This is a genomic window from Methylopila sp. Yamaguchi, assembly GCF_002897035.1.
Taxonomy (GTDB): Bacteria; Pseudomonadota; Alphaproteobacteria; order Rhizobiales; family Methylopilaceae; genus Methylopila.
Map to the genome: position 1 here is coordinate 42,902 of NZ_BAUX01000014.1, position 16,724 is coordinate 59,625.

A 16,724-nucleotide genomic window follows, 5' to 3' on the forward strand; every position below is an offset into this window, starting at 1 on the left:
CAGAAGGAGCGGCGCTGGACGGGCCGCTCCGAGGATCACGCCGAGGCGGCTTCCTTCGGAAGCGCGTCCTTGGCCTTCAGCGCGATCGCGGCGAAGGCGGCCGGCTCGTGGATCGCGAGATCCGAGAGCACCTTGCGGTCGACTTCGATGCCGGCCTTGGCGAGACCGTCGATGAAGCGCGAGTAGGTCAGGCCGTGCTCGCGAACCGCGGCGTTGATGCGCTGGATCCAGAGCGCGCGGAAGGTGCGCTTCTTGTTCTTGCGATCGCGGTAGGCGTACTGCATCGACCGATCGACGGCGGCCTTCGCCGCGCGGATCGTGTTCTTGCGACGGCCGTAGAAGCCCTTCGCGGCGTCGAGCGTCTTCTTGTGCTTGGCGTGGGACGTGACGCCCCGTTTAACGCGAGCCATGGTCGTAAATCTCTCGTCTCAGGTGTTCGGGATGAGCGCTTTGGAAGCGTCGACGCGTCAGCCGTAGGGCAGGAACGTCCGGACGATCCGCGCGTCTTGCGGGGTCAGGATGGTCGTGCCGCGCTGGTTGCGGATCTGCTTGTTGGTGCGCTTGATCATCCCGTGGCGCTTACCGGCCTGGGCGGAGATGACCTTGCCGGTCGCGGTGAAGCGGAAACGCTTCTTCGCCGCCGACTTGGACTTGATCTTGGGCATTTCGCTCTCCGAATGAGGAGAAGCCTCCGGCAATCGACCGCCGCCCGCGGAGGGGAGACCGGCCAAGCCCGAGGCTTCGAGCAGTTGAGGGGCGCGCCACGGCAGCCCATGTCAGGCCGGGCACGCGCGGAAGCCGGGCTTATACGCGGGCTCCCGTTCGTTTGCAACGGCTCACGCGCGCTTCAGCGTCGCCGCCACGGCGTGGGCGAGGGCGGCGTAATCGCCGTCGAAATGATGGCCGCCGGCGGTCTCGATCAAGCGCACGCGCGACGGGTCGAGCGATGGGCAGAGCGTGCGGCCCTCCGCCTGCTCCTCTTCGCCGTAGACGCAAACGATCGCCGCGCGCTCCGGGGCCTGCGCGACGCGCGCGACCTCGCTCGCGGTCGACTGCGGGTAGCCGTCGAACCGCGCCACGATCTTTGCCACGCCCATCGCGAGATCCGCCCTGCGGGACAAGCCGAGCATCGCGACGGCGCGCACGGCGGCGCGGTCGGCCGGCGGAAGCCGGTTGTAGGCGACTGGAACCGTGTCGGCGCCGAAGGAGTAGCCGACCAGCGCCACGTCCTCCACGCCCCAGACGCGGCGGGCGGCCTCGATCATGCGGCCGACGTCGGCTCCGACTTCGTCCGGCGACCGTGGCGCGAGGAAGTAGCGCAGGCTGTCGAGCCCGAGCGTCGCGATCCCTTCGGCGGCGAAGCCCGCGGCGAGCTTACGGTCGAGGTCGGCCCATCCGCCGCTCCCGGTGACAAGGATTACGGCGGCGCGAGGTGGGCCGGCGCGGGGCGCGACCGCCACGACAGGCAGGTCCGCGATCTCCGGCAGCGTTTCTCCGGGGGGCAGCGCCGCCGCGGCGAAGCCGGGAAACCAGTGATGAAAGGTCCGGGCGAGGACCGGCGTGGCCGCGAGGGCGGCGCCGGCGAAGGCGAGGCTGATCAGAGCGCGGCGCGGCGTCATAGGCAAGTTCCGCAGGCCATCCGGATGGCTCGACGTCGCGCGCGGATTGCGGCGCGGTCAGGGCCGCCATACGTCACTGCGGCAGGGCTGTCACCGCGATTCCGACGGTGCGCGACGGCGAGCCGCTGATCTGGACCGTCGCCGGTCCGTCCTGGAGCTCGAAGCGGACGGATTTGCGCGCCCCCTCGCAGTCGAGCACGCCGGAGAATCCCGCCTCGTCCAGGCGTTTGCCGGCCTGCACCACGTCGATCCAGACACGCTCCGTCATGGTGATCTGGTACGCGCCGGTTCTGGCTTCGAAGCGCAGCACGCCGGCTGGCGCCGCGGCCGCCGCCGGCTTGCCCGGCGGCAGCTCGAAGCCGGCCTTGGCGGCGTCCGTCAGCACCAGCCGCACGGCGGCGGGACGGGAGAGATCGAGCCGCGCGCCGCTCTCGGCCATGGGGGCGGCCGCCAGCAGCGCCTTGTCCGGCTCGATCGGCCAGGCGAAAGCGCCGCAGCCGCCGGTCTCGGCGGCGAGAGCGGAAGTGGCTGCGACCGCGGCCAGAAGGGCGAGGGCGAAGGTCGAGGCGCGCAACGGCGATCTTTCGCTATCGGACACGGTCAGAACGCCGATCTGACCATTGCGCCCACCGGGTGGCGGGATCGAACATCAGGCGCGCGGAGAGGGCAAGGGCCACCACGATGACGAGCGGGCGCACCAGGCCGACGCCGTGCTTCAGCGCGAGGCCGGCGCCGAGCCGGGCGCCGACCAACGTCCCCGCTGACATGGCGAGGCCGGCCGACCACACCACGTGTCCGGCCAAGATGAACACGATCAGTCCTGCGAGGTTGGACGAAAGGTTCAGGAGCTTGGTGCGCGCCACGGCCTTCACCGCGCCGAGGCCCGCCAGTCCCACGAGCCCGATCATGTAGAAGGCGCCGGCGCCGGGCCCAAACAGCCCATCGTAGGCGCCGATGGGAGCTGCGACGCCGAGCGCGAAGGCGACCGGCCCCAGCCGGGCTCGGCCGTCGACGTCGGACAGCCGTGGACCGAAGGTGAAATAGAGCGCGACCGCGATCAGAAGGAAGGGCAGCGCGGCCCGCATGAGCTCGACGGGCGCGAAGGCGACGAGGGCGGCGCCGGCGACCGCGCCGAGGAAGGCCGCGATCGACAGCCCCCATGTCGCAGGAGACCGGACGTCGAGCATGCCGGCCCGGGCGAAGCGGGCGGTGGCGGCGGCCGTGCCGATCGCGCCCTGCAGTTTGTTGGTGGCGATGGCCGACACCGGGTCGAGCCCACCAAGCAGCAGCGTCGGCACGGTCACCAGCCCGCCGCCGCCGGCGATGGCGTCCACCACGCCCGCGAGCAAACCCACCACGGCGAAGAGCGCGAGAATTTCGAGAGGAAGATCCAAGGGGCTGCGCCAGGCGAGAGGACGGGCGTCATCCCGGCCGAGCGAAGCGCGCGCCGGGATCGAGGAGCAATAAGGCGGGGGTCCGGCGGACGATCGGCCAGGCCTGCGGCCGTCCGAGATGACATGGAACTGGGGTCGGCGGGGTTTATCTGTTCTTGAACGTCGGCTTCCGCTTCTCAACGAAGGCCGCCATGCCCTCGGTCTGATCGTCGGTCGCGAACAGGGCCTGGAAGGCGCGGCGCTCGAAGCGGACGCCCTCGGCGAGGCTCGTTTCCTGCGCCACGTTCACCGCCTCCTTGGCGGCGAGCACCGCCACGCGCGAGAACGAAGCGATCTTCGCCGCGGCCTCCAACGCCTCGTCAACCAGCCGCTCCGGCGCGACGACCCGGGCGACCAAACCGGCGCGCTCGGCTTCGCCTGCGTCCATCATCCGGCCGGTCAGGATCAGGTCCATGGCTTTGGCCTTGCCGACGGCGCGCGTCAGCCGCTGGGTTCCGCCGAAGCCGGGGATGATGGCGAGGGTGATCTCGGGCTGGCCGAACTTCGCGGTGTCAGCGGCGAAGATCATGTCGCACATCATGGCGAGTTCGCAGCCGCCGCCGAGCGCATAGCCCGCCACCGCCGCGATCGAGGGCTTGCGGCAGGTGGTGATCCGCCGCCAGCCAGCGCCGAAGTCCTCGAGGAAGGCTTCGGCGTAGGTCTTCTGCGCCATCTCCTTGATGTCGGCGCCGGCCGCGAACGCCTTTTCGCTCCCCGTCACCACCACGGCGCCCACCGCGTCGTCCGCTTCGAAGGCTTCGAAGGCCTCCGCCAGCTCCGCGATCAGCCGCGCGTTCAGGGCGTTCAGCGCCTTCGGGCGGTTGAGCGTGATGAGGCCTACGGCGCCGCGGGTCTCGACGAGCAGGGTTTCGTAAACGGCGTCGGTCATGGGGCCTCTCAGAAGCGACGGCGGCGTTTGGCCGTGAAGGGAACATATCGTTTAGAGCGCGTCATGGTCCGGCTTGACCGGACCATCCATGTCCGGCGTGACGCTCGACGTCGACGACGGGTTCCTCCGGTCAAGCCGGCGGACGACGCCTGTGGGGGATTCGGCCGCTCATTTCTGGCACTGCGCGCAGAAGAACGTCGAGCGCCCCGTCTGCACGATGCGCTGGACCACGCCGCGGCAGCCCGGCGTCGGGCAGGGGTCGCCTTCGCGGTCGTAGACGCGGAACGCGTGCTGGAAATAGCCAAGCGCCCCGTCGGCGTGGGCGAAGTCGCGCAGCGTCGAGCCGCCGGCGGCGATGGCCTCCTCGAGCACCGCGCGGATCGCGTCAGCCAGCAGATTGGCCTTCCGGATCGTCAGCGTGCCCGCGGCGCGGGTCGGCGAAAGCTTCGCCCGGTGCAGCGCCTCGCAGACGTAGATGTTGCCAAGGCCCGCGATCAGCCGCTGGTCGAGCAGCGCGGCTTTCAGGCTTGTCTGCTTGGTCCCAAACAGGCGCAGCAGCAGGGCGCCGTCCAGCGCGTTGCCGAGCGGCTCGATCCCGACGTGGCGGAACAGCGGGTGCGTCTCGAGGGTCGCGCGCGGGCCGAGCGTCATGAAGCCGAAGCGGCGGGGGTCGTTGTAAGTCACCGTGGCGCCGCCCTCGAACGCGAACTCCACGTGGTCGTGGATCGCGGCCTTGGAGCGGGGGTGGTGGAACGATCCCGGCGCGACTTCCGCTTCGGGGAGAAGAATGCGGAACGAGCCCGACATGCCGAGGTGCATCACCAACACCTCGCCGTCGTCGAGGTCGGCGAGCAGGTACTTCGCTCGGCGTCCCAGCGACGTGACGGTGCGGTCCTTGAGCCTCGCCGCGAACCGTTCGGGAAAGGGAAAGCGCAGGTCCGGGCGGCGCGCGTCCACGCTCAGGATGCGGCGGCCCTCCATGACCGGCGCAAGCCCCCGGCGGACGGTCTCGACCTCGGGGAGCTCGGGCATCCCGCCTCGTCAGTCCTTCGCCGACGCGGCCGCTCGCCGGCCGAAGTCGGGAGCGGCGGTGTCCTGGCCCTGCTCTACGATCGAGCGGCGGATGGCGCGGGTGCGGGTGAACAGGTTGAACAACGTGTCGCCCTCGCCCCAGCGGATCGCCCGCTGCAGCGCCGTCAGGTCCTCCACAAAACGGCCGAGGATCTCCAGCACCGCCTCGCGGTTGTTGAGGAACACGTCGCGCCACATGGTCGGGTCGGAGGAGGCGATGCGCGTGAAGTCGCGGAAGCCGGAGGCCGAGTATTTGATGACCTCCTGCTGGGTCACCTCCTCGAGGTCCGCGGCGGTGCCCACGATATTGTAGGCGATCAGGTGCGGCACGTGGCTGACGATGGCGAAGACCAGGTCGTGGTGCTCCACCGACATGGTGTCGACCATCGCGCCCATACCTTCCCAGAACCCGCCGAGCCGCGCGACGTCGCCTTCATCGGCGGGCGACAGGGGCGTCAGGATCGCCCAGCGCCCCCGGAACAGCTCGGCGAAGCCGGCGTCGGGTCCAGAGTCCTCGGTGCCGGCGATGGGATGAGCGGGCACGAAGGTGGCGTAGGGCGGCACGTGCGGGGCCATGTCCCGCACGACCGCGCCCTTCACCGAGCCGACGTCGGAGAGGATCGCGCCTGGCTTCAGCCGCGACCCGACCTCGGCCGCGACCGCGCCGCAGGCGCCGACGGGCGTGCAGACGATGACGAGGTCGGCGGCCTCGGCCGCTTCCGCCGCGCTTTCGGCGACGACGTCGGCGATGCCGAGTTCGGCCACGCGCGCGCGCACTGCGGCGTCCCGGTCGGCGGCGACCAGCGTTCCCACGAGGCCGCCGGCCTTTGCGGCCCGGGCGATCGAAGAGCCGATAAGGCCGAGGCCGATGATGGCGACCCGGTCGAACAGAGGCGCGTCAGCCACGGGCGCCGCCCGCGAGGAAGGCTCTCAGCCCGTCGAGCACGGCGCGGTTCGCTTCCTCGGAGCCGATCGACAGCCGCAGCGCATGCGGCAGGCCGTAGGAGGCGACCGCGCGCAGGATCACGCCCCGGGCGGTCAGGAAGGCGTCGGCCTCCGCCGCGGTGCGGCCGGGCGCGTCGGGGAAATGCACCAGCACGAAGTTCGCCACGCTCGGCGTCACCGCAAGGCCGAGCGCGCGGATCTCGTCGGTGAGCGTCGTCAGCCAGCGGGCGTTGTGGTCGACAGAGGCGTCCAGATGCGCGCGGTCGGCGATCGCCGCGGCGCCGGCTGCGATCGCCGGGGCCGACAGGTTGAACGGCCCGCGGATGCGGTTCAGCACGTCGACCACCGCCGCCGGTCCGTACATCCAGCCGATGCGCAGCGCCGCGAGGCCATGCACCTTCGAGAAGGTGCGCGTCATCACCACGTTCTCCGAGCCGCTCACGAGCTCGATGCCGGCGGCGTAATCATTGGCGCGGACGTACTCCGCGTAGGCCGCGTCGAGCACGAGCAGCACGTGGCCCGGCAGGTTGGCGTGCAGCCGCTTCACCTCGTCGAACGGCAGGTAGGTGCCGGTCGGGTTGTTGGGGTTCGCCAGATAGACGAGGCGCGTGCGATCGGTCACGCAGGCGAGAATGGCGTCGACGTCGGCCGTCAGGTTGGTCTCGGGCGCGACCACGGGGACGCCGCCGGCGGCGAGGATCGCGATCCGGTAGACGAGGAAGCCGTGCTCGGTGAAGACGCCCTCGTCGCCCGGGGCGAGGTAGCCATAGGCCAGCAGCGACAGGAGCTCGTCGGAACCCGCGCCGCAGACGATGCGCGCCGGATCGAGCCCGTAGGCCCGGCCGATCGCCTCGCGCAACGCGGTGGAGGAGCCGTCCGGGTAGATTTCCAGATGGCCCGCCGCGTCCCGGAAAGCCTCGATCGCGCGCGGGCTCGCGCCGAGCGGCGTCTCGTTCGACGAGAGCTTATGGAGCTTCACGCCGGCCGGCGCTTTGCTCTTGCCGGGCACATAGGCCTCGATCGCGAGCGCGCCCGCCCGGGGCGACGGGCGATCGGCAGGTGTGAGGGCGGCGGGGGACGCGGACGTCATCGAGATGGGCTTTCGTGAAACGGGATCAGCGCGCCGCGGCCGGCTGCGCATAGCCGCCGAGCGGCAGGGCGTTGGGCGCGGGAGGCTCCGCCCCGGGAGCGGCGACGAGCCGGTTGCGGACGCCGTTGCGCGTGACCGCAGCCAGGGTTTCGACATCCGGCGCCAGCGCGAGGTCGCCGTCGTCATGCACCGCCCAGACGGACACCTCGCTCGCGCTGCCGGGCCCAAGCGGCCGGGCGATGACGAGCGCAGGCGTCGGCGCGGGATGGCCTTCCGCTGGCAGGAAGGGAAGGCGAGCCATGACCTGCGGGCCCTCGCCGCCGAGCGCCTCCCACCAAGCGCCGGCTGGCTTCGGCTCAAGGCGGACGAGACCGAGGTCGCCGGTCGAGGCGCGCACCGCCTCCACCACGCGGCCGGGCAAGGCGTGACCTTCCAGCGGCACGTCGAAGCCCACGTGAAAACGGGCGAGGTCGTGCATCGCGAGCGCTTGGGGACCCTGCTCCACATGCAGCGTGAAGGGCGCCTGCACATGGGTGAAGGTCGCGATGATGGTGCGCCAGAGGTGCTCGGCGGTAGCAAGCGGCAGGCGGCCCTCATGCCGTCCTGCGATCCGCCGCATCATGTCGGCCTCGCGTCCCGGCCGGAACGCCGAGCCCGTCTGCGAGGTGCGCTTGATGGCGATCAGCCGGTCGATGACCGCGCCGCGCTCCATCAGCAGCCGATGCATGGCCTCGTCGATCCGATCGATCTCACGGCGGATGTCGGTCAGCGGATCAGGGGTCGCGTCGTTCATGGCGGCGTCTTCGGCTCGGCCGGCAGACCTCTCGCCCGCGGCGGCTCCTTCATAGACGAGCGAAGGCGAGAGGCAAACCGCGCGACCTCGCCGCGCAGGATCGGCGGAAAGATCCGGCGACGGAAGAAGGGCGGGGGCGGCGGCCTAGCGAAGCTGCTCTTCGATCGCGGCCTTATCGACGACCGACCAGACTTCCAGAATCCGTCGGTCGCGAAATTGATAGAAGACGTTCTCGCAGAACCGCACCCTCCGGCCGTGCACGGGCAGGTCGAGAAACTCGCCTTTGGGGGTGCAGTCGAAGTCCAGCCTGCTCGCCACCAGCGGTGGGTCTACGACCAGAAGCTCAACGCTGAAACGCAGATCAGGTATTCGCTCGCAATCGGCCTCCAGCATGGACCGATAGCCGGCGATCCCCAGAGGCCTGCCGTTGTGACGGACGTCGCCGTGGACGAACTGGTCGAGCATCGTCCAGTCCCGGCCATTGAGGCAGGCGATGTAGCCGCGGTACGCGGCCTCGAGATCGTCGTTGCTTGGCATGGGTGATCGAACCCGTGACATTGCGATCATGGCGCGTCGCCCGAGCAGTGGCCGGGCGAGGGAATCGACGCCGCGCCGTCAGCCCTCCGCAGGCAGCTGTTCGCCCGGCTCGATGTCCGGCTCGGCCGGCTCGATCGGTTGATGCGGAAAGCCCTCAATGGAGCCGACCGGCTTCGCGTCGCGCTTGATGTCGATCGGGCTTGTCACATAGGCGGTCATCAGTTCGGCCAGCGAGCGCAGGGCGTGCATGTGGATGCGCTCGTAGCCGTGGCTCGCGTCGATGCCGAAGGTGACCAGCGCGGTGCGCACGTCGACGCCCGCCTCGATGGCCGAGGCGCTGTCGGACCGGTAGTAGCGGAACACGTCGCGCTGGTGTCGGATGTCGTTGTCGCGCGCGAGCCGGATCAGCTCGTGGGTGAGATGGTAATCGAACGGTCCGGTCTGGTCGGCCATGGCGATCGTCACGCCGAACTCGTCCGACGCCTGCCCCGGCGCGGTGGTGCCGTTGTCGATCGTCACCATGGCGGCGACGTCGTGCGGGAGCACCGCGGAAGCGCCGACGCCGACCTCCTCGGCGATCGAGAAGATCCACCAGGTGTCGACCGCGGGCTTCTTTCCGGAGTCGATCACCGCCTTCAGCGTGGCCAGCAGGATCGCGACGCCGGCCTTGTCGTCCAGATGGCGCGAGACGATGAAGCCGTTCTCGAGGAACTCGGTCTCCGGATCGATCGCGACGACGTCGCCGACGTGGAAGCCGAGCCGGTTGAGGTCCGGTACGTCGCGCACCAGCGCGTCGACCCGCACCTCGACATAGGGCCAGCCGGTCGGCTGCGTGTCGATCTCGTCGGCGTAGGTGTGGCCGGAGGCCTTCAGCGGCAGGATGGAGCCGCGGTAGGCGCCCGCTTCGGTGAAGATCGTGCAGCGCGCGCCTTCCGCGAAGCGGGCGGACCAGCTCCCGATCGGCACCAGCTCCAGCCGTCCGTTCGGCTTGAGGTACTTCACCTGCGCGCCCAGCGTATCGAGATGGGCGATCAGCGCGCGGGAGGGATCTTTGGCCCGGCCCTTCAGCCGGGCGCGGATGGCGCCCCGGCGCGTGACCTCGGGCTCGACGCCGAGACGCTGCAGTTCGTCGACCACCGCGTGGGTAATGGTGTCGGTGAAGCCCGAGGGGCTCGGGATCCTAAGCAGCGCTTTGAGCTGGTCGCCAAGATAGTCGATGTCGACGTCGAGACGCGGCATGGGGTCTCCGCGGTTGGAGCGATTCGAGAGGCCTCAATACCACGAGCTGACGGCCGTCACCCCAGCCCCATCCGCCGCACGCTCGCCGGCATCGACAGCGGGAACAACAGGTCGATGAAGCGTTCGGCGGTCGGCTGCGGCTCGTGGTTGGCGAGGCCTGGCCGCTCGTTCGCCTCGATGAAGGCGTAGGTCGGCTCATGCGGCGCGCGCACCATGAGGTCGACGCCGACGACCGGGATATCGATGGCGCGCGCTACCTTCACAGCAGCCTCTACCAGCGCGGAGTGCACCACGCCGGTGACGTCGTGGATCGTGCCGCCGGTGTGCAGGTTCGCGGTCTTACGGACGGCGAGGGTCTGGTTCGGCGGCGCGACGTCGTCGAGCGCGAAGCCCGCCGCCCGCACGCAGCGCTCGGTCTCGGTATCGATCGGAATCTGGCTTTCGCCGCCGGTCGCTGCGGAGCGGCGCCGGCTCTGCGCCTCGATCAGCGCGCGGATGGTCGAGCGGCCGTCGGTGGTGATCTGGGCCGGACGGCGCACGGCGGCGGCGACCAGCTTGAAGTCGATGACGATCAGCCGGAGGTCTTCGCCTTCGGCCATCTGCTCGATCAACACGCGGTCGCAGAACGCTTTGGCGCGCTCCACCGCCGCTTCGACCTCGTCGATCGTTCGAAGCCCCACGGCGATTCCGCGCCCCTGCTCGCCGCGCGCGGGTTTCACCACCACCGCGCCGTGACGGGCGAGAAAGGTTTCGATTTCCTCCCGTTCACCGGCCTCGATCTGTTCGGGAACGGCGACGCCGGCGCGGGACACGGCCCGACGCGTCACCGCCTTGTCGTCGCAGATCGACATGGCGACGCCGGTGGTCAGCTCGCTCAGGCTCTCGCGGCAGAGAATGGAGCGGCCGCCGTGGGTCAGGCGGAAGAAGCCGCCCTCCGCGTCCGTCACGTCCACCCCGATGCCGCGGCGCCGCGCCTCGTCGACGATAAGCTTCGCATAGGGATTGAGGCCCTCTGCGCCCTGGTCGCCGATGAACAGCCGCTCGTTGATCGAGTTCTTGCGTTTGACCGAGAAGGTTGGAATGCGGGCGAAGCCGAGCTTCTCGTAGAGGCTGATCGCCTGCGCGTTGTCATGCATGACCGACAGGTCCATCCAGAGCGCGCCCTGGTCCCGCAGCGTCTCCGCAAGGCGGCGCACAAGCGTTTCGCCGACGCCGGGATGGGGGGCTTGGGGGTCGACCGCGAGGCACCACAGCGACGAGCCTTTCTCGCCGCAGCCGAAGGCATGGCCATGGTTGACGCCGGTGACGGTCCCGATCACGGCGTGGGTCCGCGCGTCCTCGGCGACGAGGTGAATCACGACGTCGTCCTCGCGGGCGCGATCGAAAAAGTCGGGCCGCACCGTCACCATGTGGCGCGCGGAGTAGATGCGGTTGATCTCCTCGGCGTCGCGGGCCTGCTCCACGCGGCGCACGACGAACGCGCGCTGTCCGCGCTTCGAGGGCTCGTAGGTCGTGAGGTCGAGCCGGAACATGTGGCTCGGGTCGAGGAAGAGCTCGAGCGGCGCCTGCGCGAGCAGGACGTGGGGATCGTCCACGTAGACGGCGATGTCGCGGGCGTCCGGGCCCTCCTCGCGCAAGGCCTCGGCGAGGGTCTTGGGATCGGCGAAGGTCTGGGCGAACAACAGTCGGCCCCAACCGCAGTCGACGATCGCGTCGGTGGTGTTGGCCATAGTCCCCTCTTGCGCTTCGCCCATAAGGCCCCGCCCGTTGCGATAGGCGAGGGCCGCGGCGTCTCCCGAAACGATCATGTTCGGCTCTTTCGTTCGTTGTCGGTCGGTCGACGGGCGCTCAGACGCCGTGGGTCTGGAGCCACACCTCCAGCAGCGCGCATTGCCAGAGTTCGGAGCCGCGCAGCGGCGTGATGTGCGCCGTCGGATCGTCGAACAGGGTTTCGAGATACTCGGGCCGGAACAGCCCCCGCTCGCGGGCGGCCTGGCTGCCGAGCGCGTCGCGCACCATCTCGAGCGTCTGACCTTCGAGATACTTGAGGCCGGGCACCGGGAAGTAGCCCTTCGGCCGGTCGACGATCTCCTTCGGTACGATGTGCCGGGCGAGATCCTTCAGCACGCCCTTTCCGCCGTCCGCGAGCTTGTGCTCGCCGGGGATGCGCGCCGCGAGCTCGACCAGTTCGTGGTCGAGGAACGGCACGCGGGCTTCAAGCGAATGCGCCATGGTCATGTTGTCGACGCGCTTCACCGGGTCGTCGACGAGCATCACGGTGCTATCAAGGCGCAGCGCCTTGTCGACGGCGTCGTCGGCGCCCGGCGTGTCGAAGTGCTCCTCGACGAAGGCCCGGGCGTGGTCGGCGGTCGCGTACTGTTCCGTGACGTGCGCGTTGTACCGCGCGTTGTCGCGGTCGAAGAACGCCCGGGCGTAGTCCGCGGCCGGCGCATTGGAGGCGGCCACCGGCGGGTACCAATGATAGCCGGCAAAAATTTCGTCCGCCCCCTGGCCGCTCTGCACGACGGTGACGTGTTTCCGCACCTCTTCCGAGAGGAGGTAGAACGCCACGCAGTCGTGGCTCACCATCGGCTCCGACATGGCGTCGATCGCGCCGGGAAGCGCGTCCAGCATCCGGCGCTCCTCGATCGTGATCTTGTGGTGCTTGGTGCCGAACTTTTGCGCGACGATGTCGGAATACTTGAACTCGTCGCCTTCCTCGCCGCCGCGGGCCTCGAAGCCGATCGAGAAGGTCTCGACGTTCTGGTGGCCGAGCTCCGCCAGCAGCGCCACCACCACGCTGGAGTCGACGCCGCCCGACAGCAGCACGCCGACTGGCACGTCCGCGACCATGCGGCGCTTCACCGCCGTGCGTAAGGACTGGTGCACCTGCTCGCGCCACTCGTCGAAGGAACGCGCGACGTCGGCGGCGGAGCGCTCGTAGGAGACGGCCCAGTAGACCTCCTCCTTGGTGCGGCCGTCCGGCTCATAGATGCGCAGGGTCGCCGGGGGCAGCTTGCGGACGCCTGCGAGAATGGTGCGCGGCGCCGGCACCACCGAGTGGAACGTCATGTAGGCGTTGAGCCCGACCGGATCGATCGTGGTGTCGACGCCGCCCGCCTTCAGCAGCGACGGGAGCGACGACGAGAACCGCACCCGGCCGGCGCCCTCGGAGACGTAGAGCGGCTTGATGCCGAGGCGGTCGCGGATGAGGATCACGCGGCCGGAGTCGCGCTCGTGGATCGCGATGGCGAACATGCCGAACAGCTTCTTCGGCAGCTCCGTCCCCCACTGTTTCCACCCCTTGACGATGATCTCCGTGTCGCCGTCCGAGAAGAAACGGTGGCCCTTCGCCTCGAGCTCCACGCGGAGCTCCTTGTGATTGTAGATGCAGCCATTGAAGACGATGGTCAGCCCGAGGTCGGGATCGACCATCGGCTGCTCAGCCTTCTCGCTGAGATCGATGATCTTCAGCCGACGGTGGCCGAAGGCGACGCGGCCGCGGGCGACGATTCCCTCGCCGTCCGGCCCGCGGGACACCATGCAGCCGGCCATCGCCGCCACGGCTTCGACCGATGCCGGCTGACCGAGGAACGTGAACTCGCCGCAGATTCCGCACATGTCGCCTGTCGCCTCAAGATGGAACGCCGGACGCGCCTCCGCGGCCCGTCGGGATGGACGGCGGACCTGGGCATGCGTCGGCTCTTGCGGGGAGGAGCTAAGGCGAACGCGCGGAAAGGCGAGTCTTTTGGACAGGATCGGCGCGCCGAGGAGGCGTCGAGACGCGCCCTTGGCCGTCGTAACGGCGCCGGTGGGGCGCCGGCGGTAAGGGCCGCCGGCGCGGAAAGCGGGCGAAAGCTTCAGCCCTTGCCGGTCGTCAGGATGATCTTGCCCATGTGCGAGCTGCCCTCCATCAAGCGGTGGGCCTCGGCGGCCTCCGCCAGCGGGAAGGTCGCATGGATCACCGGCTTCACCGCGCCGCTCTCGATCAGCGGCCAGACCTCGCGCTGCAACGCCTCGGCGATGGCGGCCTTCTGGGCGACCGGCCGGGCGCGGAGGGTCGAGCCGGTGAGGGTGAGGCGCTTCAGCATGATGGGCGTCAGGTCGATCTGCACCTTCGGCCTCTGCATGAAGGCGATCTGCACCAGGGTGCCACCGAAGGCGAGCGACTTCAGGTTCCGGGCGGTGTAGTCGCCGCCGACCATGTCCAGGATCACGTCGACGCCCTTGCCGCCGGTCTCGGCCTTCAGCACCTCAACGAAGTCTTCCGTGCGGTAGTCGATCGCTTTCGCCGCGCCGAGCTTTTCGCAGAAGGCGACCTTATCGGCCCCGCCGGCGGTGGCGTAGGGCGTCGCTCCGCGGGCCTTGGCGAGCTGGATCGCCGTCGTGCCGATCCCGCTCGTGCCGCCATGGACCAGGAAGCGCTGGCCGGATTTGAGCCCGGCCTGCTCGAACACGTTGGTCCAGACCGTGAAGAAGGTCTCGGGGACGGCGGCGGCCTCCACGAGCGACAGGCCCTTGGGGGCAGCGAGGCAGGTCGCCGCTTGGGCGACGGCGTATTCGGCGTAGCCGCCGCCTGCGATCAGGGCGCAGACGGCGTCGCCGACCGCCCAGTTGGTCACGCCAGCGCCGAGCTTGACGATCCGGCCGGCGATCTCGAGCCCCAGTGTCTCGGGCGCGCCGGGGGGAGGCGGATACATGCCCTTGCGCTGCATCACGTCCGGCCGGTTCACGCCCGCCGCGGCGACTTCGACCAGCACCTCGCCCTCGCCCGGCTCCGGCAGCGGGCCCCGCGCGAGGCGGAGCACGTCGGGCTCTCCGGCCCCGTCTGCCCGGACGTAGGCCATCTCGGTCGGAAGATCGGTCATCGGTTGAGCGCCTCGCTGGTATGCCTCGCTTGCGGAAAAAGGGTTTGGCGCGTCCGGCCGGCCGGGGCAAGGCTCGCGCGGCCGGTGGCGCCCTCGTCGTCCGAAATGTGCGATGACGTCGCCCGCGTTTGAACGATCCGTGTTTGGAGGTCCCCCATGCCGTCGATCTTCGTCCCAGCCGCCGACAGCGCCACGCCGATCTGGTTCGTTCCCGCAGGCGGCGTCCTCCCGGAGGCGGCGCGCGGATGGGCGAGAGCGACCGGCTTCGAGACCACGGCCGGAGCGACGCTCGCAGTCCCGGCCTCCGACGGCGGGCTGGCGGGCGTGGCGCTCATCACGGAAAGCGCGAGCGCGCGCGAGAAGAACCCCTTCCTCGCCGGCAAGCTCGCCAGCGTCCTGCCCGCCGGGACCTACCGCTTCGAGGACGCCGGTCAGAACGCGCGGCTGGGGGCGCTCGGCCTCGCCCTCGGCCTCTACCGCTTCACCCGCTATGGCAAGCCGGCCGCGAAGGACATCCGCCTCGTCGCCCCCGATGGCGTCGACGTCGCGGCGCTGGAGCGGACGGTCCGGGCGGTCGAGACCGCCCGCGACCTCATCAACACGCCGGCCAACGACCTCGGCCCCGTCGAACTCGAAGCCGCGATCAGGGCGCTTGGCGAGCGCCACGGCGCGACGGTGACCTCGATCGTCGGCGACGATCTGCTGGCCCAAAACTTTCCGCTCGTTCACGCGGTCGGCCGGGCCGCCGCCGCCCACCGCGCGCCCCGGATCGTCGACCTCGTGTGGGGCCCTGAGGACGCGCCGAAGGTGACCCTTGTCGGCAAGGGGGTGGTGTTCGACACCGGCGGCCTCAACATCAAGCCCGACGCCTCCATGCTGCTGATGAAGAAGGACATGGGCGGCTCGGCCGTCATGATCGCCGCCGCCGACATGGTCATGGGCGCCAAGATCCCCGTTCGGCTCAGGCTGATCGTCGGCGCGGTGGAGAATGCGATCTCCGGCGACGCTTTCCGGCCCGGCGACGTGATCCCGAGCCGCAAGGGACCGATGGTCGAGATCGGCAACACCGACGCGGAAGGCCGCCTCGTGCTGGCGGACGCGCTGGCGCTGGCCGACGAGGAGGCGCCGGAGCTGATCGTCGACGCCGCGACCCTCACCGGAGCCGCCCGCGTCGCGCTGGGGCCCGACCTGCCGCCGCTTTACAGCGACGACGACGCCTTCGCCGCCGACCTGCTGCGGCACGCGCAGGCCGAGCACGACCCGCTCTGGCGCATGCCGCTTTGGAACCCCTACGACGACCTGCTGGCCTCCAAGGTCGCCGACGTGAACCACATCTCCGGCGGCCCCTTCGCGGGCTCGATCACCGCCGCGCTGTTCCTGCGCCGCTTTGTCGGCCAGGCGAAGACCTGGGCCCATCTCGACGTGTTCGCCTGGACCCCCTCGGCGAAGCCCGGCCGTCCCGAAGGCGGCGAGGCGCAGGGCGCGCGGGCGCTCGCGGCGCTGATCGCGGAGCGCTACCGCCGCTGAGTTCACGAAGGCGTTGGAGCGGCGTTTCGGAGCGGACGGGCGCCGTCCGCATCGGCCATAACCCTCGCGCAATACAGGGCGCGGGGGACGATGCTCCAGAGGGTCTACGACTGGTCGCTGAGGATGGCCCGGCACCGGCACGCCGAGCGCGCGCTGGCGGGGCTGTGTTTCGTCGAAAGCTCGTTCGTTCCGGCCCTGCCGGAGGTGATGCTGCTGCCGATGATCCTGGCCGAGCGGGCCAAGGCGTTCCGCTACGCCCTCATCTGCACCGTCTCCTCCGTGCTCGGCGGAGTCCTCGGCTACGCCATCGGCTTCTTCCTGTTCGAGGCGATCGGCGAGCCGCTGCTGCGCTTCTACGGCATGTCCGGCGACTTCGAGGAGGTCGCGGGCACGTACAACGAGTACGGCTGGCTGATGGTGCTGATCGGCGGCGGCATCACGCCGATTCCCTACAAGGTCATCACCATCGCGAGCGGGCTGACCCAGCTCGACTTCGTCACCTTCGTGGCGGCCAGCGTCGTCGCCCGCGGCGTGCGCTTCGCGCTTCCCTGCGCGCTGCTCTACCGGTTCGGCCCGCAGGCGAAACGGCTGATGGACACCCGGCTGACCCAGGTGTTCTGGATCTCCCTCGTCCTCGTCGTGCTCGGATTCGTCGCGGCCCCCTACCTCTTCAATGGCTGACGGCTCCGCCGAAACGGCGACGTTTCGTTCGC

The 16,724-nt window shown here is 70.0% G+C and carries 17 protein-coding genes; 2 read left to right on the forward strand and 15 right to left on the reverse strand.

The annotated features are described in order from the left end of the window. Positions 1-35: 35 nt before the first annotated feature. The 15 genes from rplT to METY_RS15775 form a co-directional block, all read right to left on the reverse strand. Complete coding sequence (gene rplT / locus METY_RS15705) at positions 36-410, reverse strand: 50S ribosomal protein L20 (RefSeq protein WP_020187176.1); 375 nt, start codon at positions 408-410, stop codon at positions 36-38. A 57-nt stretch (positions 411-467) separates the two neighbouring features. After that, positions 468-665: a 50S ribosomal protein L35 gene (gene rpmI, locus METY_RS15710; RefSeq protein WP_020187175.1), complete on the reverse strand. Its 198-nt coding sequence runs from the start codon at positions 663-665 to the stop codon at positions 468-470. Positions 666-836: 171 nt separating this feature from the next. After that, positions 837-1,619 carry an AcvB/VirJ family lysyl-phosphatidylglycerol hydrolase gene (locus METY_RS15715; protein WP_103122334.1) on the reverse strand — a complete coding sequence of 261 codons (783 nt, stop codon included), beginning with the start codon at positions 1,617-1,619 and terminating at the stop codon, positions 837-839. 73 nt (positions 1,620-1,692) lie between these two features. Further along, on the reverse strand, positions 1,693-2,193 hold the full coding sequence (locus METY_RS15720; RefSeq protein ID WP_103122335.1) for a hypothetical protein: 501 nt from the start codon (positions 2,191-2,193) through the stop codon (positions 1,693-1,695). A 13-nt stretch (positions 2,194-2,206) separates the two neighbouring features. Next, positions 2,207-3,013, reverse strand: coding sequence for a TSUP family transporter (locus METY_RS15725; RefSeq protein ID WP_103122336.1), 807 nt, complete (start codon positions 3,011-3,013; stop codon positions 2,207-2,209). A gap of 145 nt (positions 3,014-3,158) precedes the next feature. After that, positions 3,159-3,941 carry an enoyl-CoA hydratase gene (locus tag METY_RS15730; protein ID WP_103122337.1) on the reverse strand — a complete coding sequence of 261 codons (783 nt, stop codon included), beginning with the start codon at positions 3,939-3,941 and terminating at the stop codon, positions 3,159-3,161. Positions 3,942-4,109: 168 nt separating this feature from the next. After that, positions 4,110-4,973: a bifunctional DNA-formamidopyrimidine glycosylase/DNA-(apurinic or apyrimidinic site) lyase gene (gene mutM / locus METY_RS15735; protein WP_103122338.1), complete on the reverse strand. Its 864-nt coding sequence runs from the start codon at positions 4,971-4,973 to the stop codon at positions 4,110-4,112. 9 nt (positions 4,974-4,982) lie between these two features. Then, on the reverse strand, positions 4,983-5,918 hold the full coding sequence (locus METY_RS15740) for a prephenate/arogenate dehydrogenase family protein (RefSeq protein ID WP_103122339.1): 936 nt from the start codon (positions 5,916-5,918) through the stop codon (positions 4,983-4,985). After that, a complete protein-coding gene (locus METY_RS15745; protein WP_103122410.1) occupies positions 5,911-7,047 on the reverse strand; it encodes a pyridoxal phosphate-dependent aminotransferase in 1,137 nt (378 codons plus the stop codon). The genes METY_RS15740 and METY_RS15745 overlap by 8 nt, the downstream gene beginning before the upstream one ends. 25 nt (positions 7,048-7,072) lie before the next feature. After that, positions 7,073-7,840, reverse strand: a complete 768-nt coding sequence (locus tag METY_RS15750; protein WP_103122340.1) for a chorismate mutase — start codon at positions 7,838-7,840, stop codon at positions 7,073-7,075. A 144-nt stretch (positions 7,841-7,984) separates the two neighbouring features. Continuing rightward, the gene (locus tag METY_RS15755) at positions 7,985-8,377 is read right to left on the reverse strand and encodes an ester cyclase (protein WP_103122341.1); all 393 of its coding nucleotides are present in this window, start codon (positions 8,375-8,377) and stop codon (positions 7,985-7,987) included. A gap of 78 nt (positions 8,378-8,455) precedes the next feature. Then, positions 8,456-9,616: an osmoprotectant NAGGN system M42 family peptidase gene (locus METY_RS15760; protein ID WP_103122342.1), complete on the reverse strand. Its 1,161-nt coding sequence runs from the start codon at positions 9,614-9,616 to the stop codon at positions 8,456-8,458. A gap of 56 nt (positions 9,617-9,672) precedes the next feature. Further along, positions 9,673-11,424, reverse strand: coding sequence for an N-acetylglutaminylglutamine synthetase (gene ngg, locus METY_RS15765; protein WP_444849095.1), 1,752 nt, complete (start codon positions 11,422-11,424; stop codon positions 9,673-9,675). Between the two features lie 40 nt (positions 11,425-11,464). Beyond that, positions 11,465-13,237 carry an N-acetylglutaminylglutamine amidotransferase gene (locus METY_RS15770; protein ID WP_103122344.1) on the reverse strand — a complete coding sequence of 591 codons (1,773 nt, stop codon included), beginning with the start codon at positions 13,235-13,237 and terminating at the stop codon, positions 11,465-11,467. Positions 13,238-13,476: 239 nt separating this feature from the next. Then, positions 13,477-14,484 (reverse strand): NAD(P)H-quinone oxidoreductase, encoded by a 1,008-nt coding sequence (locus METY_RS15775; protein ID WP_103122345.1) that lies wholly within the window; start codon positions 14,482-14,484, stop codon positions 13,477-13,479. Between the two features lie 156 nt (positions 14,485-14,640). Here METY_RS15775 and METY_RS15780 point away from each other — a divergent pair, with 156 nt between their 5' ends. Together METY_RS15780 and METY_RS15785 are read left to right on the forward strand one after the other, a co-directional pair. Beyond that, positions 14,641-16,011, forward strand: a complete 1,371-nt coding sequence (locus METY_RS15780; RefSeq protein WP_103122346.1) for a leucyl aminopeptidase family protein — start codon at positions 14,641-14,643, stop codon at positions 16,009-16,011. Positions 16,012-16,101: 90 nt separating this feature from the next. After that, complete coding sequence (locus METY_RS15785) at positions 16,102-16,692, forward strand: YqaA family protein (protein ID WP_103122347.1); 591 nt, start codon at positions 16,102-16,104, stop codon at positions 16,690-16,692. The last annotated feature ends 32 nt before the right edge of the window (positions 16,693-16,724 follow it).